The 17,515-nt window shown below is 59.9% G+C and carries 19 protein-coding genes; 14 read left to right on the top strand and 5 right to left on the bottom strand.

Annotation, left to right across the window (positions count from 1 at the left end):
- Nucleotides 1–602: 602 nt before the first annotated feature.
- Nucleotides 603–1,319 carry a 5-formyltetrahydrofolate cyclo-ligase gene (locus OG407_RS24160; RefSeq protein ID WP_405861087.1) on the bottom strand — a complete coding sequence of 239 codons (717 nt, stop codon included), beginning with the start codon at nt 1,317–1,319 and terminating at the stop codon, nt 603–605.
- 13 nt (nt 1,320–1,332) lie between these two features.
- Complete coding sequence (locus OG407_RS24155; protein WP_405861085.1) at nt 1,333–2,490, bottom strand: helix-turn-helix transcriptional regulator; 1,158 nt, start codon at nt 2,488–2,490, stop codon at nt 1,333–1,335.
- Between the two features lie 218 nt (nt 2,491–2,708).
- On the opposite strand from OG407_RS24155, the gene OG407_RS24150 reads away from it, so the two are divergent.
- The 6 genes from OG407_RS24150 (at nt 2,709) to OG407_RS24125 (ending at nt 9,811) form a co-directional block, all read left to right on the top strand.
- Entirely contained in the window at nt 2,709–3,053 is a 345-nt protein-coding gene (locus tag OG407_RS24150; RefSeq protein ID WP_405861083.1) for a recombinase family protein, read from the top strand.
- Nucleotides 3,050–3,652: an ATP-binding protein gene (locus OG407_RS24145; protein WP_405861081.1), complete on the top strand. Its 603-nt coding sequence runs from the start codon at nt 3,050–3,052 to the stop codon at nt 3,650–3,652. Before OG407_RS24150 ends, OG407_RS24145 begins: the two co-directional genes overlap by 4 nt.
- 688 nt (nt 3,653–4,340) lie before the next feature.
- Entirely contained in the window at nt 4,341–6,314 is a 1,974-nt protein-coding gene (locus OG407_RS24140; RefSeq protein ID WP_405861079.1) for an ATP-dependent nuclease, read from the top strand.
- A gap of 11 nt (nt 6,315–6,325) precedes the next feature.
- Nucleotides 6,326–8,071 (top strand): UvrD-helicase domain-containing protein, encoded by a 1,746-nt coding sequence (locus tag OG407_RS24135; protein ID WP_405861077.1) that lies wholly within the window; start codon nt 6,326–6,328, stop codon nt 8,069–8,071.
- 182 nt (nt 8,072–8,253) lie between these two features.
- On the top strand, nt 8,254–9,267 hold the full coding sequence (locus OG407_RS24130; protein ID WP_405861076.1) for a hypothetical protein: 1,014 nt from the start codon (nt 8,254–8,256) through the stop codon (nt 9,265–9,267).
- Nucleotides 9,268–9,472: 205 nt separating this feature from the next.
- Nucleotides 9,473–9,811 (top strand): Lsr2 family protein, encoded by a 339-nt coding sequence (locus tag OG407_RS24125; RefSeq protein WP_405868562.1) that lies wholly within the window; start codon nt 9,473–9,475, stop codon nt 9,809–9,811.
- 94 nt (nt 9,812–9,905) lie between these two features.
- Here OG407_RS24125 and OG407_RS24120 read toward each other — a convergent pair whose 3' ends face one another.
- Together OG407_RS24120 and OG407_RS24115 are read right to left on the bottom strand one after the other, a co-directional pair.
- Complete coding sequence (locus OG407_RS24120) at nt 9,906–10,502, bottom strand: TetR/AcrR family transcriptional regulator (protein ID WP_405861074.1); 597 nt, start codon at nt 10,500–10,502, stop codon at nt 9,906–9,908.
- A gap of 249 nt (nt 10,503–10,751) precedes the next feature.
- Complete coding sequence (locus OG407_RS24115; protein ID WP_405861072.1) at nt 10,752–11,507, bottom strand: TetR/AcrR family transcriptional regulator; 756 nt, start codon at nt 11,505–11,507, stop codon at nt 10,752–10,754.
- 130 nt (nt 11,508–11,637) lie between these two features.
- Here OG407_RS24115 and OG407_RS24110 point away from each other — a divergent pair, with 130 nt between their 5' ends.
- The 3 genes from OG407_RS24110 to OG407_RS24100 all read left to right on the top strand — a co-directional run bounded on the left by OG407_RS24110 (nt 11,638) and on the right by OG407_RS24100 (nt 12,354).
- Nucleotides 11,638–11,868 carry a hypothetical protein gene (locus tag OG407_RS24110; protein ID WP_405861070.1) on the top strand — a complete coding sequence of 77 codons (231 nt, stop codon included), beginning with the start codon at nt 11,638–11,640 and terminating at the stop codon, nt 11,866–11,868.
- Nucleotides 11,865–12,068, top strand: coding sequence for a hypothetical protein (locus OG407_RS24105; RefSeq protein ID WP_405861068.1), 204 nt, complete (start codon nt 11,865–11,867; stop codon nt 12,066–12,068). Before OG407_RS24110 ends, OG407_RS24105 begins: the two co-directional genes overlap by 4 nt.
- A gap of 154 nt (nt 12,069–12,222) precedes the next feature.
- Complete coding sequence (locus OG407_RS24100; RefSeq protein ID WP_405861066.1) at nt 12,223–12,354, top strand: hypothetical protein; 132 nt, start codon at nt 12,223–12,225, stop codon at nt 12,352–12,354.
- Nucleotides 12,355–12,377: 23 nt separating this feature from the next.
- Here OG407_RS24100 and OG407_RS24095 read toward each other — a convergent pair whose 3' ends face one another.
- Complete coding sequence (locus OG407_RS24095) at nt 12,378–12,929, bottom strand: hypothetical protein (protein ID WP_405861064.1); 552 nt, start codon at nt 12,927–12,929, stop codon at nt 12,378–12,380.
- Nucleotides 12,930–13,019: 90 nt separating this feature from the next.
- Here OG407_RS24095 and OG407_RS24090 point away from each other — a divergent pair, with 90 nt between their 5' ends.
- The 5 genes from OG407_RS24090 (at nt 13,020) to OG407_RS24070 (ending at nt 17,351) form a co-directional block, all read left to right on the top strand.
- Nucleotides 13,020–13,178 (top strand): hypothetical protein, encoded by a 159-nt coding sequence (locus tag OG407_RS24090; RefSeq protein ID WP_405861062.1) that lies wholly within the window; start codon nt 13,020–13,022, stop codon nt 13,176–13,178.
- 84 nt (nt 13,179–13,262) lie between these two features.
- Entirely contained in the window at nt 13,263–15,464 is a 2,202-nt protein-coding gene (locus OG407_RS24085; protein WP_405861060.1) for a type IV secretory system conjugative DNA transfer family protein, read from the top strand.
- On the top strand, nt 15,457–15,708 hold the full coding sequence (locus OG407_RS24080; RefSeq protein WP_272177054.1) for a hypothetical protein: 252 nt from the start codon (nt 15,457–15,459) through the stop codon (nt 15,706–15,708). The genes OG407_RS24085 and OG407_RS24080 overlap by 8 nt, the downstream gene beginning before the upstream one ends.
- Nucleotides 15,709–15,956: 248 nt before the next feature.
- Nucleotides 15,957–16,481 carry a hypothetical protein gene (locus tag OG407_RS24075; RefSeq protein ID WP_405861058.1) on the top strand — a complete coding sequence of 175 codons (525 nt, stop codon included), beginning with the start codon at nt 15,957–15,959 and terminating at the stop codon, nt 16,479–16,481.
- A 189-nt stretch (nt 16,482–16,670) separates the two neighbouring features.
- Nucleotides 16,671–17,351, top strand: coding sequence for a replication-relaxation family protein (locus tag OG407_RS24070; protein ID WP_405861056.1), 681 nt, complete (start codon nt 16,671–16,673; stop codon nt 17,349–17,351).
- Nucleotides 17,352–17,515: the final 164 nt, after the last annotated feature.

Here is a 17,515-nt window from a genome sequence, read left to right as displayed (position 1 = left end):
CCGTATGCACACCCTCACTCAATGAGCGAGAAACGCGCAGGTCACCCACATGCTGAGGGCCATGTACGGGACGGCGATCAGTCAGCGTCACTGTCACTGGAAGCGGGCATAGGCACGGGCGCGTCATCATCGCGCTTGCGCCAAGCTGCGACGGCTCGGTGCCAGGAAGCAATGACATCCGGCAACTGGTCTAGCAGTTGCTTCACGCCATATATGACGGCGGAGGCGACGCTACAAGCCGCTAGCACGATGAGGATTGACTGCTCCAACTTCTCGACTCCCGTCTCGTAAGCGGTAGTCGAGCTGAACGCGAGCCGGAAGACAGGTGGCAGGTCTCAGATCAACCACCGCGGTAATCGCTGTGATCAACTGAGGCCCTGCCGACGTACAGGCCGCGTATGAAGTTGGGCTCATTGCCTCACGCAGTCCGGATGACTGAGCGTCGACCGTAAGGACGTCGGACCATCCCCCGTGTCTGTGCAGGACATGAGAGTACGAGGGGTGCGGAGTTGATCGCAAGGGAGTGACACCAACATGAAACGCCTGTGGCGAATGGTGTCTCGGGCCAACTGGCCGCTTCGGGTAAGTCTTTAGTTACTTAGTTACTGACACCTACGCGCTGCAAGGACCGGAATCTGGGCGATCTTCTCGGCGGTGAGGTCGTTCCAGACAAGGCCCGATGGCCGACGCCGGTTGCCGCACGGGATCACCTCATCGGGCGTGACGATGTAGTCCACCGAGAAATCATGCTCAGTCTCGGGAATGTCATCCTCGACGACTTGGAGCTGATGAACCGGCGCGACGATCACCGTCTTATCCGTCACGAGACCCGCCTCGATCAACAGCGCAACCTCAAGGTCGGAGTACCCGGCACCTTTGCCGATGCGCGCACCCGACCGGTTCACGGCGACACTGCCACACACCACGAGGTCGATAGGTCGCATGTCTTCAACGCCGAGCCGGCGGGCCACTTGAGCCGCGCCCTTCTTGTCGGCAGCTTCCTCGGCGGAGACTTTCAACGTCTCGGGATCAAGCAGGAAGAACGGTTGCAGGCTCGCCATCCTTGGGACGGCCATGTAGAGAAGCTTGCCGTCCTTCAGGGCACGAACGCGAACGGGATGTTGTGCCCAGTCAGGATTCGCCTTGACGGTGGTGGCGCCCTGCCACTCATCCAGAGTCGCCAACTGTTCGGCTGTCGCCTCCGAACCGTAGAAGCCCGGAATCTTCCCGTACGAATCCGCTGGTGCACCGCCGCCGTCGATGAGTCGTCGCCACACCCGCTCACGCACGGCCTGCTTCTGCTGGTCGATGTCCGTCAACGCTCCACCCGTTCTACATCAGGGCGAGCAGACGGTCGTTAATCTCCTGCGCCCATGGTTCGGTTCGCCACTGCCGCAGCTCTCGCCCAGCAGAGAACGCCAGATTAAGACCGCCGCCGCCGCGCGTCAGCTCCACGGCATCAATGGTGCGGTGCATGGACGCGGCAGCTTCGTCGAGCTTTCCTTGACGGATGAGTGCCAACGTCAGGTTCCCCAGCGTGATCGCCTGGCTCTTCTTCTTGGCAGCCAGCGCCCGAGAAGTCATGCGCAAGATGGGTTCGGCGCGCTCGGGGAGGTCGAGGAACAGGTAGCAGGAGCCAGCCAGCCGGTTGAACTCGTTCACTGTGTAGTACGGCGCGGCCACATCATCGGGATGAGCGCGATCGAACTGGGTCTCGGCCTTCTTCAGGGCATCCTCGCACTCGGAGAGAGCGCCGGTCATGGCGTGCCCCTCAGCAACGTGAAGCAGGCTCAACCCAGTGAGCGACGGACTGACGGCTTGAGCAGCGTCGGCAGCTTGTTCTGCGAGGGTCACGCCTCGGACGGGGTTCTTCTCGCCGTACAGCGCAACGAAGCTCATGCGGAGCGTGGCGTACGACTCAGTAGACGGGTCTCGGGCGTGACGGGCAGCCTCGACGGCTTCCTTGAAGTACCCGAGCGGAGCTTGGTGGTCGCGGCGCTGAGAGACGTCCCAACACAGCTGACCCATCAAGGTGCTTGAGTCGGCCTCGACTTCGTACAGCGCTCGGCGCACGCGTGGGTTTGCGACGTTCTCACGGAGGAAGCGCACCTGGCCGTGAAGCTGACCGGCTCGCCCAAGCAGTGCCGTCGATGCCTCTTGGTCGTACGACTCATCCAGCTTCCGTAGCTGCTCATGGATGTAGGCGACCACCATGAGATCGGCCGCTGCTGGATTCTCCAGGGCATACGTCATCCGCTCGCTGGGGCGGGAGTCGGTGACAGTGATGTCGTCGAGCAGTGCTTGAAGCTCCTCGTTCGACACCTTGAGCGCGCGGGCAAGCTTTGGCCGTAACCAAGCTTGCGGCTCCGTCTCGGCGGACTCCCAGCGACCTACTGTCGAGCGTTCGACACCAAGAAACTCGGCAAGGCTCTCTTGGGTGTGGCCTGCCGCTTTGCGGCGCCGGACGAGACCCATCCGCTTCGCTGACATCGCCCATCCCTCCATGCGGGGGCGAGCTTTCACCATAACCGTGCAAGTGGCATCCGTGCAGGCCAGCGCCGGGAATCCCGCATCAATGCGGCAAGACTGCCGCACGTTTGCTGTGGTGTCTTTGCAGGTCAACCCGCTTCTCTGAGGAGCAGGTTGGCGAGCAGATGGAACCCCCGTGCCACTGCTCGCCAACCGTTCCAGTCCCCCAGGAGGAACGGATGCGACCGCTCATGTTCGGCTACATGCGACTCGCTGCAAGCGATGATCCAGATGAAAACTCGGCAATCGAAGGGGAGTTGAGGCGCTACACCCAGGGCGAGGGCTTTGAGTTGGAGCGGCTGTTCATCGAACGGCTCGGCGTCAGCGATGAGTCCGCGTTCTTCGCGCTCGTCGATGCGCTCAAGACGACGGAGATCAAGCACGTGATCGTGCCGTCCCTGTGGCACTTCGCCCGGCTTCCTGGCCTCCAGGCCGCCATGCGTGACCACATCGAGGGTGAACTCGGCGCCCGGCTTTGGGTCATCCAGAACACCATTCAGCAACCGGGAAGTGTTGCGTCATGAGTGCCAACGACGTGACACCGATTCCGCTTCTGGCCTCCTCCATCCGCTTGAACGCCATCCCTCAAGCCGTGGCTGCTGCGCGGTTGTTCGTGCAACACAACTTGACGCTCTGGCAGTTGGAAGAGCACGTCGAAACCGCGACGCTCATCATGAGTGAGCTGGCCACAAACGCCGTCAGGGCAAGCAACGAGAGCGACCCGCAGGCCACTGACAAGTTGGTCATCGGGGGCCAGCTCCGTGCCATCGAAACCAGCTTGTTTGTCGAGGTCTGGGACAGAACGAGCACGACCCCCGTAAGGAAAGACCCCGACCAGGACGCCGAGGGTGGACGCGGGCTGCTGCTTGTCGACGCCGTTGCGAAGCAGTGGAACATCTACCACCCGAGCATCGGTGGCAAGATCGTGTGGGCTGAACTGCCACTCGGCTTTGCTCTGGAACCATCCAACTGTGTCTACGAGCACGTACCTCTGCTTCTACCGCAGGGACTTCGTGCGAGGTACAGCTCATCTGAACACCAAGCACGCCGTGCGCTCCTCGACAGCCTCCTCAACACGACGCTCTCGGCGAACACGATGATGCGGATGACCGATGCGACCTGACAGTCGTGGCCGGCGCACGGTTGATGTCCTCGACCAACGACACCCCGGCGCCCGATGAAGCCGCAGCAGATATGGGGACTGTTCGACTGGTACCAAGGAACCTGCTTCCGCTGTGAAGCGCTCGGCGTTCCAGTGGCTCACGTCGGGGAGATGGTCGTCCGGGACACGGAGCTGCCGCTGTTCGCATGTCATCACTGCATCTTCCGCATGCAGCAGTCGCACTGGTTCAGCACGACAAGGAAGGCATGGCCGCTGCGTAGGTTGCAGCTCCCTGGGCCGACAGAGTCACGAGCATCACGTCCTCAACTTGGCCGTTGGCCACTGTTTGGCAGGAGGCGGAGGGGGAGGCACCGGTCTAGCGGATGATCCGCGGGAGCTTGGTCGAGTCGATCTACGGGCTGTGGCCGGCGCGCGGTAGAAGGGGAGAGCAAGTGACAACTTCAGAGAACGAAGAACGCCCCGTGGCCATCGTCACGGGGCGTTCTTCGTTGACATCTGCCGGAACGGCTACCTCCCCACCATCTTCGCACCCCCGTTCGACTGGCCAGGATCTGTCGTATTACCCGTCAGTTCACCTGCGCAGCCAGGGAGTTGTGTGGCAAGGTGCCCAGGCTTCCTTATGTGACGCATGGTACAGAAGGAGGCTTTTGTTTAGAATAGTAGACATGGAATATACGAGGAACTATTTATGAGCGACGAGAACAATGAGCCTGGGATGTACTTGCGGAGTCTCCGCCTCAAGAACTTCCGATCCTGTTATGAAACGGAAGTCGAGTTTCAACCAGGCATCACACTTCTCGTTGGCGAGAACAACTCTGGCAAGTCTAATGTGATCGAGGCGCTACGGCTTGCAACTGCGCCTCTAAACCGCCGAGCCACAAGATACTTTGATGAGTCCGACCTATCTCACGGCCAGGAAGGTCAAGAAGCCGAACTCCACGCGTCTTATGACGGTCTGACGAAAACTCAGCGCGCGCACTACATTACAGCTTTGGACGTCGCCACCAACCAAGCCATCTACTCGGCAAAATATGCGATCGACTCAAAGCGTCGGCACAACGTGCGATCGACTTTCACGGCTGGTCCTGTAGGTGGAACGGACGCAGAACCCGAGAAGCGCGAACAGATCGCGCACGTCTATCTTGCACCGCTGCGAGATGCGAAGAGGGAACTTGATTCGTCAGACGGCAATCGGCTCCTCAGAATCATCCGACACCTCACTACCGAAGAAGAGCGAGAAGACTTCCTAAGCAGCGCCAATGATTCGTTCAAAGAGCTTAAGAAGCACGGCGTCCTAACTACGACCACGGGCGAGATCCAGGGGCACCTGGGCGAACTAACGAACTCCGTGCGTGGGCAGAGCGTCGAGGTTACGTTTGCTGACTACGAACTGAACCGACTGGCGCGAAGTCTCAGGGTAAAGATGGCGGAACATGGCATCGAACCCGCCGATCTCACAGAGTCTGGATTGGGATACGCCAACCTGCTCTTCATTGCTACGGTCATCCTGGAATTGCGTAAGGCTCAAGATGCCGAACTGACACTTTTTCTGGTTGAGGAGCCGGAGGCACATCTGCACCCGCAGTTGCAGGCTGTGCTACTTGATTACCTACGCGAGCAGTCCGAGGCTTCACCTAATGACGATACTCAAAAGCCAGCAGGACGAATCCAGGTCATCGCAACCACGCACTCACCGAGTCTCGCGAGCAGTGTTGGCATTGAGAACGTCGTAGCGCTCCGGACCAAGATTGAGAAGGAGACGATCCAAAATGATGAGGACACCAAGGAGGTAGCCCGCCGCAAGACGCACGCGCTTCCCCTAGCTAAGATCCAGCTTAGCGATCCTGAGCGGCGAAAGATTAACCAGTACCTGGACGCCACCCGAGCCGGCCTCCTGTTTGCTCGTCGGGTAATTCTTGTAGAAGGTATTGCAGAGGCTGTGCTCCTTCCTGTGATTGCACGCCACTGTGTGTTTGGCGATGATAACGACCCTGAGCAAGTGAAGTCGCGGCGGAAATTCCACGGGGTCACAATCATCAACGTAGGTAGCGTCGACTTTGCGCCGTACATCACACTTCTACTCTCTGAGGTGAACGGCTGTCGTTTGCTGGATCGATTGACGGTTGTTACTGATAGAGACCCGAAAGTTCCCAAAGAGAAGAAGGAAGATGATGAGGAGACCGAAGGGGAAGAGACTTCTCAAGCAGAAGTAGAGGTCGACGACGTCCAGGACGACCAGGGCGACGGAGATGAAGCCGAACAAGACGATGATGATGAAGCCTCAGTAAATAACCGCAAGGATCGCTTGATGGAACATGCTGAAGCGATCGGAGCAAAAGACTACCTTGTCGTGGCAGAAGCCCCGCACACGCTTGAGGCTGATCTGCTTACCCCGGAAGGAAACGAACCTCTCCTCAAGAAGGCATATCTAAGCCAGCATCCCAAATCTCAAAAGCACTGGGATGACATCATGGCGAATGAGAAGAGCCCGACCTGGGGCTTCTATCTAAAGCTACGGAAAAAGAATTTCATGAGCAAGGGTCAGTTCGCTCATGATGTCGCACTCTCTATTGAGGACAAGGAGGCTTTTAAAGTGCCTGACTATCTGGCCGAAGCCATCCGGGGTGTTCTCGAAGATGGAGTTGGCGGGGTGGCGAGTTGAGCACCATTAGCTTGACCGAAGACCAACAAGCTCTCGTTGACGCAGAGGAAAGCCTGTTCGCCGCCGCCTGCCCAGGAGCCGGGAAGACCCGCGCTATGGTGGCACGGTTCTTGAAACGGACTGCGGAAGAGAATCGCCAAGGCGTTGCTCTGATCTCTTTTACTAACGCGGCGGTTGATGAGGTGCGACGCCGATGCGGGGACCAGGTTGATGCCCTGAAAGCACCAAACTTTGTCGGGACATTCGACACCTTCATCCATCGTTTTATCGTCACGCCGCTTTTCGTGAGGGAGTACAAGGTACCTCCGAAGTACGTGCAAAGCTGGAAGGATATTTCAAGCACGAGCTTTCGCATGAGCGAGATTCCTCGGTCTGGTGAAGTCGAATTTAGTTGGTTCGACTTTGATCGTAACGGTCGGGCTACTCTTGTGATGGATCGAGTTGATCCGCGCTTTGGCAATGCCGAAGCGAAGACAGCACTCTTGGCGAATCGAAACAAAGCGGAGAGCAGGGCCTCCCACATCTTTGGCAAGCTGCTTGAAGCGGGCACTGTTAGTTGTGCCGCAGCCCGATTGCTAGCAGAATTCTGGGTGCAAGACGGTGAGGCTAAGGGGATCATCGGTCCACTGCTGCAATCACGTTTCTCAGAAGTGATCGTCGATGAAGCGCAGGACTGTGGTCGCGAGGAGCTACTCGTCTTGCAATTTCTTCTTGATTGCGGCATCCGGGTTGTGATGGTCGGTGACATTGACCAGTCAATCTATGAATTCCGTGATGCGACGCCAAGCGCCGTACAGGACTTCGTGAAGAACCTGCCGATGCAGTTGGAGCTTGGCGACAATTTCCGTAGCTCTCCAGCGATCTCCTCCTTTAATAGTGGACTCCGGTCAGGTTCTCTAGTCGAGACGTCTAGCGGGGAGACGTCGACGCTGCAAATTCCGGTGCAACTTGTCGAATTCTCAAAACTCGATGACATCGTTCCAGCGGCGTTGCAGATTGCCGAAGAGCATGGTCTAGCGGCAAGTGACCTTATGCTCCTCGCTCATGCCGGAGCTCATGGTATGGAGGCGGCTGGTGTAGTGGCCGTCGGAGGGTCGGGAAATAATAGGGTCCTTTCTATTGCTGATGCAGGGTTCAAGCTCAGGTCGACAGAGTTCAATTCGCAGACACGCTTGAAAGTCACTGGACAGGTAGAGCGCGCTGTCCTAGCGGCACTCACCAGTGGCAAGGATTTTGAGCATAAGGGCCTTGAGGCTATTTGCGAGAAGCTCGGTATTGAAACACGGTGGCTCCGCAACTTTGCGGTACGTATGGCTGTCGCACTCGATGCCGAAGGGAAGACCGCGAAGGAATTTGCGGTTGAGGTAAGAGAATTCCTCAAGACTGCCGATTGGGGCGACGCAACTCCTCCGGTACCCGGAGATCTAGGGAATCTGTTTAAGGCGCCAAAGGAAGTTGATTGGGGTAACGTCTCAAACCTGGGAGATAATCCCCTGATTCCATACTCAACTGTGCACGGCGTGAAGGGAATGGAGTTTCCAGGTGTCGTACTGGTGCTCCCTGAGACGCCAAGAAGCAAAGCGACGGACGAGGTATTGGACGCCTGGGAGAATGGTCAGGACATCGAGTCTCGACGCGTACTCTATGTTGCCGGTTCCCGTGCACAGAAGTTGTTGGTGTTCGCTGTCCATCGCAGGCACATCGTTCGTGTCGTTGCTCTTCTCGACACCAAAGCCATTCCGTACGTACGTTCTTGAGGCGGATCTCAGCCGTCTTGAACGAACCGACCTAGCGCAGGCCGGCCACGGGCGGTGAGCCGGTCGATTCCAACCCAGCTCGGCCCTCAGACTGATCGTCGTGTCCTCGGAAGATACGAGCACTGCGGCACGTCAGTAGAAAAGTGATGGAGACTGTCAGACCCGACGCCTACCGTTGGTTCATGACGGACGATCAGCTCACGCCGCTCACCAGACGTACGCCGCTTGATCCCTACAGTTCAAGCGTGCCGCATCTGGTCGGCATCGTGGACACGAACACCCTGTTGTCCAGCATCGACAACGACTGCCGGAACGAAGGGTGGAGCTCGCGGCTGCGCCGGATGACCACGAGCGGTGCGACCGTGTTGTACGCGGCTGACCACGTCCTTGAAGAGGTGTACGAGCACCTGCCGACGATCGCTGAGTACAGTCCAGTACCGCTTGCCGACCTCCGCGCGCGCTTTGAGGAGTACTACCTACCCGCGCTGCGGTTCGTGACGGTTTCGGATGTGGATGCTCCGGATGCTCAAGTCTTGGCGATCACGGACCCGGACGACGTGCCGACAGGGTGGTTGGCCAAACTCATCTCACCGTGCGTCGTGTTCTCGGATGACCGTCACCTCAAGAATCCGGGGTTCGCCCCAAAGCGCTGGCTCGACGCGGCAGAGGCAGCCGTCCATGTTGCCGAGGGCTTCGAGGGCCAGGTCGTCACCGTGAACGTCGCCGCCTTGCCCATCAGGGGCATGTTCGAGCTGATCTCCTTCTCGGGTCGAAAGATTGGCATCTCCCCCTGGCTGCTTGGTGCCGTTGTTCTTGGCGTGGGCATACTCCTCTTTCAGAAGCCGGATCGGCGTAAGACAGCCACCTTCGTTGCGGGCAAGTTCATCGAAGCCATCTGCACCCAACTTGCCGTCGATGCGGCGCAGGAACAGCGAGGCATCGAGCGCCTGCGTGACGTTATCCTGCCTGCACCGACACGGCCAACGATCCGCCAGCAGGTCGCGATCACGTTGGCGCGACAGAACGAGCCGCTACTTGCCGCCGAGGTGCACGACTTGGTTCAAGCGCACTTCCCGGACGAACCGCTAGTCAGAGTCCAGGACGTTCGAGCTGTACTGGAAGAAGGAACGGAGTTCGTTCGAGTACAGCGCTACCGGTGGCAGCTCGGGCGTGAGGTCGCTCCGCGGTCGTCTTGAACGAGGAGATCCAGCGCAGGCCGGCCACGGCCTGGTGGTCGATTGGTTCCAGGCGGCATCCTCAGAAATGCAGAACACCGCAACCAATGATGGGTTTCTCCACACTGATTTTCTGGCTGCGTTGCGAGTGTGGTTGCTGTGCTGATAAGAAGTCAGCAACATCAACACGTTGTTCACCTGGAACCCGAAGAAGGACGAACCGACGATGGCACAGCAAACCATTATTCAACTGCTCGATGACCTCGACCAGTCCGAGGCGTCGGAGACGATCGTGTTCGGCCTTGACGGCAAGACCTACGAGATCGACCTGAACGACAAGAACGCGGCCAAGCTGCGCAAGGCCCTGGCCCCGTACGTCGACAAGGGTAGGAAGCTGAGCCAGTCGCGAGGTAGCAGGCGCGGAGGCGCAACGCAGGCAGCTACCTCCAGCGGCGACACCGCGCTGATCCGCGCGTGGGCCAAGGAGAACGGCTACGACGTGAACGACCGTGGTCGTGTCCCGGCAGAGATCAAGGAGGCGTACGCGAAGGCCAAGGCTGCGTAACGCCAACTCCAAACCCCAGAAATGAGAAACACCCCGCCAGCCTGAACGGGCAGCGGGGTGCTCTCGTTTCAGGGTGAGGGGTGGTTGGGTTGTGTCAGAGGAGCTGGGACAGAAGGAGCTTTGCGGCGTCCTCGCCGGAGCGATCGGGGTGCTTGAGCACCCCTGACAGCAGGCCGGACAGGTAGAGCTCGGCAACTTCCGTGAGGTTGGCGCCGCCGTAGTACTCGGTGGTCCCGTAGTTCTCCAGCAGCTTGCCGAGGCACTCGGCGAGTTGATCGAAGTCGATCAACTCCACCTCCACCGAAGGTGACCGTGTTTCGTCACCACACCTGGTCACGTCCCGCGTTGCGGGAAGCAACGCGATGGTCAGCACAGGGAGCGTTGTCGTTACGTCGGCCAGCTCGGTCACGAAGTCGATCAACGCCTCACGGGCGTCCGACTCCTCGTCGGCCAAAGCCAGGATCGGCTTCAGCATCGAGAAGTAGGACGCGAGGGCGATGACCTGCTTGGTGATGAAGTGGTTGTTGATCGTGGCTACGCCGACTTCCGCCTCTCTGGCGATGTCATCTCGGGTTACCCCGTACCAGCCGTGAGCATCGAATAGAAAGCTCGCAGCTTCGATAACTTTGAGAATGGTTCGCTTGCGCTTGGTAGCGGCGCCACGCTGGCGGGATCCAAGTTCTGTTGACACGCGTCTCTCCCGGAGAGTTTGGATGGGGGCGCGTCACCAACTAAAGAATTACTTGGCGGGGCGCCCAACCCAAAGGGGAGAGAGGGCAATTACCAATTAGGCAATCTGTGTATATTTATAACATATTGCACACGAATGTGCAATAGCCGTAATAACCTCACCATTAATGGAAATGAGGTTATTACGGCCAGGGATTAACGGTCACGCTCCATGGGTGCGGCATACGTGCAGGTCATAACACGCACCCACTCAGGCGCGACGATCTACCAGCTCTTTTACTGCCTCGATGCGCACCATGATGTTTGACCAATCATCCTCGGGCAGACACACAGCTAGAAGCGCCGTACAAATGTCCCGCGTGATCTCGACTGGTACGCCGTCCCCCTTGCGGTGGTAGACCTTCATCAGAAGCGCATCCGCATAGAGGAAGATTGTCGGCAGTGAACCCGAGTACTGCTTACGGTCATCGCCGAGAGAGTTGCCTGGAAACGCTTCAGTCCCGAGGATCACAAAAAGACCCTGGACGATCTTGCCGCCAAGCACGGTGTCAACGAAACGGCGGCCTTCTTCCTCCGTGAGGTCATCCTCAGAATCGGGGATGTAGGGCAGATCATCTTCCGACAGGTCGAAGTACGCACGGATCATGCCCACGGTGAGGGCACGATTCTCATGGCTCACCTTGGCGATGGTATAGACGTAGCGGAGCAGCTCATCCACGCCGTCGCTGGGCTTGTAGACCCTTTGTTTACTGGCTTCAAGGATCGTGTCGACGAGCGGTGAGAGCAGCCGGTCGTAGGCCGCCCGCAGCACCTCGTACTTGCTGCCGAAGTTGTTGTGGACCGTCGCTACTCCGACCCCGGCAGCCGCCGCGATCTCATCCCGCGTGTAGTCGCCCTCGGTCTTCCCGTCGTACAGCTCAAGCGTTGACACAATGATCAACTCCCTTGTGCGCCGTCGTTTGGTCTCCGCACCCCTCTGTCGGGGGCCCATCTCTTCGTCCACCATGCGGCCATGGTATCTCCCGAGTCAAGCGGACTCTGGAGTCTGTGTAATCTCTTGACTCCGTTGGACTCGGAAGCTAGCTTAATGGCCATCGAGCTAGCCGACGGGCCAGTTCGGGAAGAAGGAGCTGTTCATGGCCAGAGAGCTTGAACGGCCAAGGCGGTACGACCCCCGCCCCGATGCCTACGCGTTTGGTGCCGAGCTCTTCCGGTTGCTGGCTGAACGTGAAGAGGCCACCGAAGAGGTTCAGCGTCAGACGTCGAGGCGGCGGACGTACTACCGGGGCGACGAGGTCGCCATGGTCGAAGAAGAGATCACCAACGAGCGCATCACACGCAGGAGTTACGGAGGGAACTACTCATGATGTCTGTACTGATCATCTTCGTCGTGATCCCGGGACTGTTCGTATGGGGGATGGTGAAGGTCGCCAACTGGTACGGCCCCGGCTACATGCAGCGTCGGCGGGACGAGGAGATCGAGACGGCCATGCGGCTCGGAGCACGTGACGCTGCGGCTGCCGACCGGATCGCACAGCAGATCATCGACGAGCAGCACGGTCGATAGAACACCACCGCGTCACCGACAGGCGTCGGGGAAGGCAGCCGCAGCGGCCAGTGCCACCCCGATCGCCCGTTGATCCGCTCCTTCTAGTTCGCCGCCGGCCCCGACCATGGGTCGGCGGTATCTACCCCGAGTAGATCGAGAGGAGGTGATGAGCATGGCGAACAAGGTCTGTTCCGAGTGTGACGGCAGCGGTCTGATCGCTCCGCCCGGTGTCGAAGAACCGATCGACTGCCCGACCTGTGATGGGGACGGCTTCGTACGTGTAGAAGACGACGAGGACGAGTAGTCCAAGCCACCCCGAGCGGCGGCTCAGGCCGCTCGGGGTGGGGCGTCGTCCTTCGTGCCGAAGAACTCGGCCTTCAAGAACTCCGTGAAGGCGTCGAACTCTTGGCGCTGGACGTCTACCAGCTCGTGCCGCTCGTCCTTGGACACCACGTGCACCAGGTCCGCGGACTGAGTGGTGAGTCGGTACGCAATCACCCCGAAGCCCTGCACGATGAGTCGCCGCGACTGCGACACGTCGCGTGTCTCGTAGAAGTGCTCCATCAAAGGCAACAGCCGAGCCAGCTCAATGGCGTTGTGTTGGATCGCCTCGTTCGTGCGACGTCGCTTCTCAGCTTGCGTCGCAGCTTCCTCGATGAGTCGCCGGTCAGCTTGGTTGCTCGGCGAACGAAACGCGACGTACGGACTAGCGGGTCGGTCGAGGTGGCCACCACAAGAGCTATGCGTCGTGAAGCCAAGGAGTCGCAGGATCGTCACCGTCTCGACGATCGGTGGATCGACCGGCTTACCGAGACCGTCTCGAAGCTGGCGAACAGCCCGCTTCTCCCGTTCCCAGATGTGCTTTTGATCCTCCGTCATTCCTGGGTCCATTTTACGCCTAGATGCCCGTCTTTACGATCCCCGCCGGCCCCGACCGTGGGTCGGCGGCTCCTACCCGAGGAGGCCGCAGTGAGGAAAACCCGCAGTCTTCTGCTGACGCTGTTGCTCGCAGCGTTCACCGTCAAGGTGCTGTGGTGGGTGGTCGCACCCTTCATCCCGTACCTGGTGAGTCTGCTCGCGATTGTGCTGGTGCTCGGCTTCATCTACTACCGCATGACGCGGTGGTAGGAGGCCACCTGGCGAAGCCCGCGCCTTCCCGCGCGGGCTTCGTCTTCTTTTTGCCCCGACCCACCTTGGTTCTTGGAGACCTGCATGTCCGCAGTAGATCGCTCTCGTCACGCGTACCAACTGACGTTCCCCTCCGACTTGAAGGCCGACCAAGTGGCGACGTGGCTGCGGGCGGTAAGCGGCACGCTCATGAGCGGCCCGCGGCGACTGCTTGGTGTCTCGTCCATCGTGTTCGAGGTCGAGGCAACGGAGCAGGGGATCATCCACCGCCTGGTGGTGCCGGAGGAAACCGGCGACTTCGTCGTCAGCCAGCTGCGCTCCCTTGTCCCCGGTTCTACCGCCACGCCGGCGGGGACGGATGAACCGCGCCACCAGTGGACGGCCGCGGTCGAGTTGGGACAGACGAACTCACGGATGAGTCTTGGGGACGTGGATGCCACCGCTCTATCCGCGAGCATCCTCACGAACATGCAGGGGCTCAGTCACAGTGAAGCGCTCCTCATTCAGTGGGTGGTGTCACCGGCACTTCGTGAGCGACCACCACAGCAGCACGAGGAGCGGATAGTCCCGGGTGCTACGGGACGACTCCTCGGTAGTCGGAACGACCGCGACCAGATCACCGACCGCCGCACCAAGCTGAGTGAACCCAACTTCCTCGGTGTGCTCCGGGTGGCAGCGAAAGCAGGTAGCGAGGAACGCGCCGGGGTATTGCTTGGACGAATGCGGGCCAGCATCGCCAGTACGAGCGGTACCTACAACCGATTCAAGAAGCGGCTCACCACCAGTGGCCGGGTAATCGGGCGCATCCACGAGGCCGCCGTGCCGACGATGTTTCCGGCCGTCCTCGCCGCGTCGGAACTGGCGGGTCTGATCGCGTGGCCCGTCGGCAGTCCGCATGTCGCTGGACTCCCCCAGGGGCGGACGCGTCAGCTTGCCGCTACCGGCGCGATCCCACGCACCGGCCGGATAATCGCTCGCTCGAACTTCCCGGGTGCTGAACGGTTGCTCGCGCTGTCCCCTGAAGAGTCGACGTGGCACATGCAGGTTGTCGGCCCAACTGGCTCCGGGAAGACGGCACTTCTTACCAACCTCATCTCGCAGGACATGAATGCGGGCCGCGGAGTCATCCTGATCGAGAGCAAGGGCGATCTGTTCCAAGCGGTCCTCGACCGCGTCCCTGAAGGCCGGCTTCAAGATGTCGTCCTGCTCGACGTGAGCGACACGGACTATCCGGTGGGCTTCAACATCTTGCAGGGCAGCCCCTTCGTGGTGGCGGCAGACATCCAGAGGCTGTTCGATCATCTCTACCCGCAGGACGCCCGTGGGGTGCGGGTACGCCAAGGCTTCTACCACTTGATCCTCACCCTCATGATGAGCGCCGGGACTTCCTCCCCCATGACGTTCGCGGATATCGGGCCGCTGGCCGTGCCCAGGGCGGATCAGGTGGAGTTCTCGAAGAACCTGATTCGCGGGGTTGCCCATATCGAGGACCTGGCGACGTGGTGGGCCGGGATCGATGACCGGATGCGTGCCTCGCACTTCCAGCCGCTCATAGATCGGATCTGGCAACTCAACAACCGGCCGTCGATCCGGAACATCATCGGGCAGAGTCAGAGCACGATCGACCTACGCGACGTGATCCGGGGGAACAAGATTCTTCTCGTGAACCTCGGTCGGGCGACGGAGGGGAAGGACACGGCCGGACTGCTGGGTTCACTCCTCCTCAATGCCGTCTGGAGCGTGGTGCAGGCAGGAGCGGCTAATCCGGCCCGTCCTACGATGCTGTACCTCGATGAGTTCCAGGACTTCATTAACCTGCCGATCGCGCCCGCCGACATGTTCGCCCAGGCGCGTTCGCTTGGCCTCGCGATGACGGTGGCGCATCAGCATCTGGGACAGCTCACTCGTGAACTCCAGGACGCCACCCAGAACAACGCGCGGTCAACGGTGGTCTTCCAGACCTCTGCCGACGAAGCCCGTTCGTTTGCTCGCCAGTTCGGCCGCAGCGTCACCGAAGAAGACTTCATGAACCAACGGCGGTTCGAGGTCTTGATGCGGCTCGCCACAAGCGACGGGGTGAGTTCGCCGGTAACTGGTGTGACGCTCCCGCCTGTTGATCCGACGGGCTTTGCCGATGAAGTGCGGCGCCGGTCGCGGGCGGCCTACGGCCGCTTGGCGGCAGCGGTGAACGAAGAGATTAAGCGGCGGCGAGGCGGTCAGCCGGCCCCGGCAGCATCTACCCGACGACCGCGCTTCGGTGGGCCAAGGAGTTCAAGCGATGCGTAGCGTACAGAACCTGCTGTCGGAACTGGCCTACGTCAGCCGGAGCATTGAATACCTCGGGGATGTTCTCAGCGACATCGAGGCGGTTGCGGAGCGGCTTGGTCGACGTCACGGAGATGACCCGCTCCTTGAAGGAATGGTCGAGCACGAAACCAACGTGTGGGCCGCCGCCATGAAACACCAGCTCGACGCTTCGACGCGTACCGCCGAAGCCTGGCGCGAACGGATGGAAGGGCTGGAGACGTAGGCGAACCCCGGGAGTTACCTCCCCAGCCACGATTTACAGCCGAACGGCCATTCGACAGATGACGTCCTGTCAGGCAGTTGTGTCACCAGACAGCAACGGATCAAAGCGCTAGGAGTGATCATGTGGGGCTTTGGCGAACATGAGGGCAAACATCACCCCGCCGACCGGGCGGGACCATAGTTCTGGGGGGAACCGTGAGTACTGACACGCGACCAGTATGGGCAGGCGTCATCGTCGGAGGAGTCGCTGTGATCGTCTCGATCGGCGGTCTGGGTGTGGCATGGCAAGCGAAGGATGCCACAGACGAACTACGCGCCAAAGACACCTCTGAAGCTCAGATCAAGCAGATCACCTATTCGATCGAGAACAGCGAAAAAGGAATTTTCGTAACCAACCCAAGTTCCGCACCTATCCGAGACGTGGTCGTGCGCCTCGCATACGCGCAGAACCAATATCGCTACGTCACCCTCAAGACACTTGAAGCGTGCACGCGGTGGGAACTCACGGACGCTAACCTCAAAGCTGCTGAGCCTAAGCTCCCACCGCTTCCTGGCGGCGGGACTGGGTTCATCAGTAGCAGCAACGATGCGGCATTGGAAATTTCGCTCTATGACGCCAAGAAAGTAGTGTGGACGATCTCGGAGCGCGGATATCGCCACAATGGCTACTGGAAGACCAATTACAACACCGATCACCAGTCGGGTTCGTTCGTGCAGAACAGGACAACACTCCCTTCCACTAGCTGGAAGACTCTCGAAGGTTGCACTGTCTGACGGGTGACTTCCGCTCCGGAAAACGGTCAGCTCATACGCTGACGACGTGCAGGCGTTCCGCTCCTCATGAAGTACCCGGCGTAGGTGAACTCCGTAGGTCAGGGGTAGGCCGGCCGTAGGTCTACCCCTGCACCCGTAGCCATCCTGACCAGCGAAGACGCTGTGACCTATCCGGACGGAGGACGGACGGTGGAGCTGACCACCCGCGACTATGACGTACTCAGGCTCACCCAGACCTTTTCTCAGGTGGCCTCAACTCACATAACCGAGCTGCTGTTTGCCGACGTATCGCACAGCATCCCGGACAGGGTGCTTGGGCGGTTGGTGCGGCTCAGCTACCTCTCTCGGGTTGGTCGGAGGGCGACCCGAGCCAAAGGCGGGGCGGGGGCGTTCGTGTACCAGCTCGGCCGCGCTGGCCGTCTCCTCCTGGACGTCGAGGGTCGGCTATCTCCCAACGTCAACAACCACGCTCTCATGATGGCCGACACCTACTTGGAACTGCGACGAGCAGAGAAGGCGGGCGTTCTCTCGGTCACGGCCTGGGAGGTTGAGCGACGCGTGCCGCCGAGTGTTCGAGCAGATCTGTACGTGTCGCTGAACTTCCCGCAGCAGGGGCGAAGTAGCGCGTTCTTCCTTGAGATCGACCTAAGCACCGAACAGCCAGCGCGCATCCGAGAGAAGGTCGCCGGGTACTGGCGGGCCGTCGAGGTGAGCACCGCCGATTACTTCCCGTACGTGGTGTTTGTGGTGCGGCACCAGGTACGTAAGAACGAACTGGCCCGCATCTTCCGGCAGCTCCCAGAGGAGCAACGAGACATGCTGAGGGTGTTTTTGATCGGGGAGTTGATACCTGAGTTGATGCGCCTCTAACCTGTTGTCGATAGTACGGCGATAACAGAGGTAGGAGTGTTGATCCACAGAGGTCAACGGAGGATAATAGGGACAGAGATAAACGAGGGACCAGACCATGGCACGACGAGCGCGTAAACCACTACTTCCAGCACTCATATTTGGCCCGCAGACGCAGACGTACC

Origin of the sequence: Streptomyces sp. NBC_01515 (assembly GCF_045040345.1) — a bacterium.
Lineage (GTDB): Bacteria > Actinomycetota > Actinomycetes > Streptomycetales > Streptomycetaceae > Streptomyces.
This window is presented reverse-complemented; position numbering and strand designations above follow the sequence as displayed.

Bases quoted from the DNA above. Each gene is read 5' to 3' on its own strand.
- OG407_RS24155 (WP_405861085.1), bottom strand. From the start codon at position 2,490: ATGTCAGCGAAGCGGATGGGTCTCGTCCGGCGCCGCAAAGCGGCAGGC.
- OG407_RS24105 (WP_405861068.1), top strand. From the start codon at position 11,865: ATGATGTCTGTACTGATCATCTTCGTCGTGATCCCGGGACTGTTCGTA.
- OG407_RS24130 (WP_405861076.1), top strand. From the start codon at position 8,254: ATGACGGACGATCAGCTCACGCCGCTCACCAGACGTACGCCGCTTGAT.
- OG407_RS24085 (WP_405861060.1), top strand. From the start codon at position 13,263: ATGTCCGCAGTAGATCGCTCTCGTCACGCGTACCAACTGACGTTCCCC.
- OG407_RS24115 (WP_405861072.1), bottom strand. From the start codon at position 11,507: ATGGTGGACGAAGAGATGGGCCCCCGACAGAGGGGTGCGGAGACCAAA.
- OG407_RS24100 (WP_405861066.1), top strand. From the start codon at position 12,223: ATGGCGAACAAGGTCTGTTCCGAGTGTGACGGCAGCGGTCTGATCGCT.
- OG407_RS24110 (WP_405861070.1), top strand. From the start codon at position 11,638: ATGGCCAGAGAGCTTGAACGGCCAAGGCGGTACGACCCCCGCCCCGAT.
- OG407_RS24140 (WP_405861079.1), top strand. From the start codon at position 4,341: ATGAGCGACGAGAACAATGAGCCTGGGATGTACTTGCGGAGTCTCCGC.
- OG407_RS24150 (WP_405861083.1), top strand. From the start codon at position 2,709: ATGCGACCGCTCATGTTCGGCTACATGCGACTCGCTGCAAGCGATGAT.
- OG407_RS24125 (WP_405868562.1), top strand. From the start codon at position 9,473: ATGGCACAGCAAACCATTATTCAACTGCTCGATGACCTCGACCAGTCC.
- OG407_RS24080 (WP_272177054.1), top strand. From the start codon at position 15,457: ATGCGTAGCGTACAGAACCTGCTGTCGGAACTGGCCTACGTCAGCCGG.
- OG407_RS24095 (WP_405861064.1), bottom strand. From the start codon at position 12,929: ATGACGGAGGATCAAAAGCACATCTGGGAACGGGAGAAGCGGGCTGTT.
- OG407_RS24145 (WP_405861081.1), top strand. From the start codon at position 3,050: ATGAGTGCCAACGACGTGACACCGATTCCGCTTCTGGCCTCCTCCATC.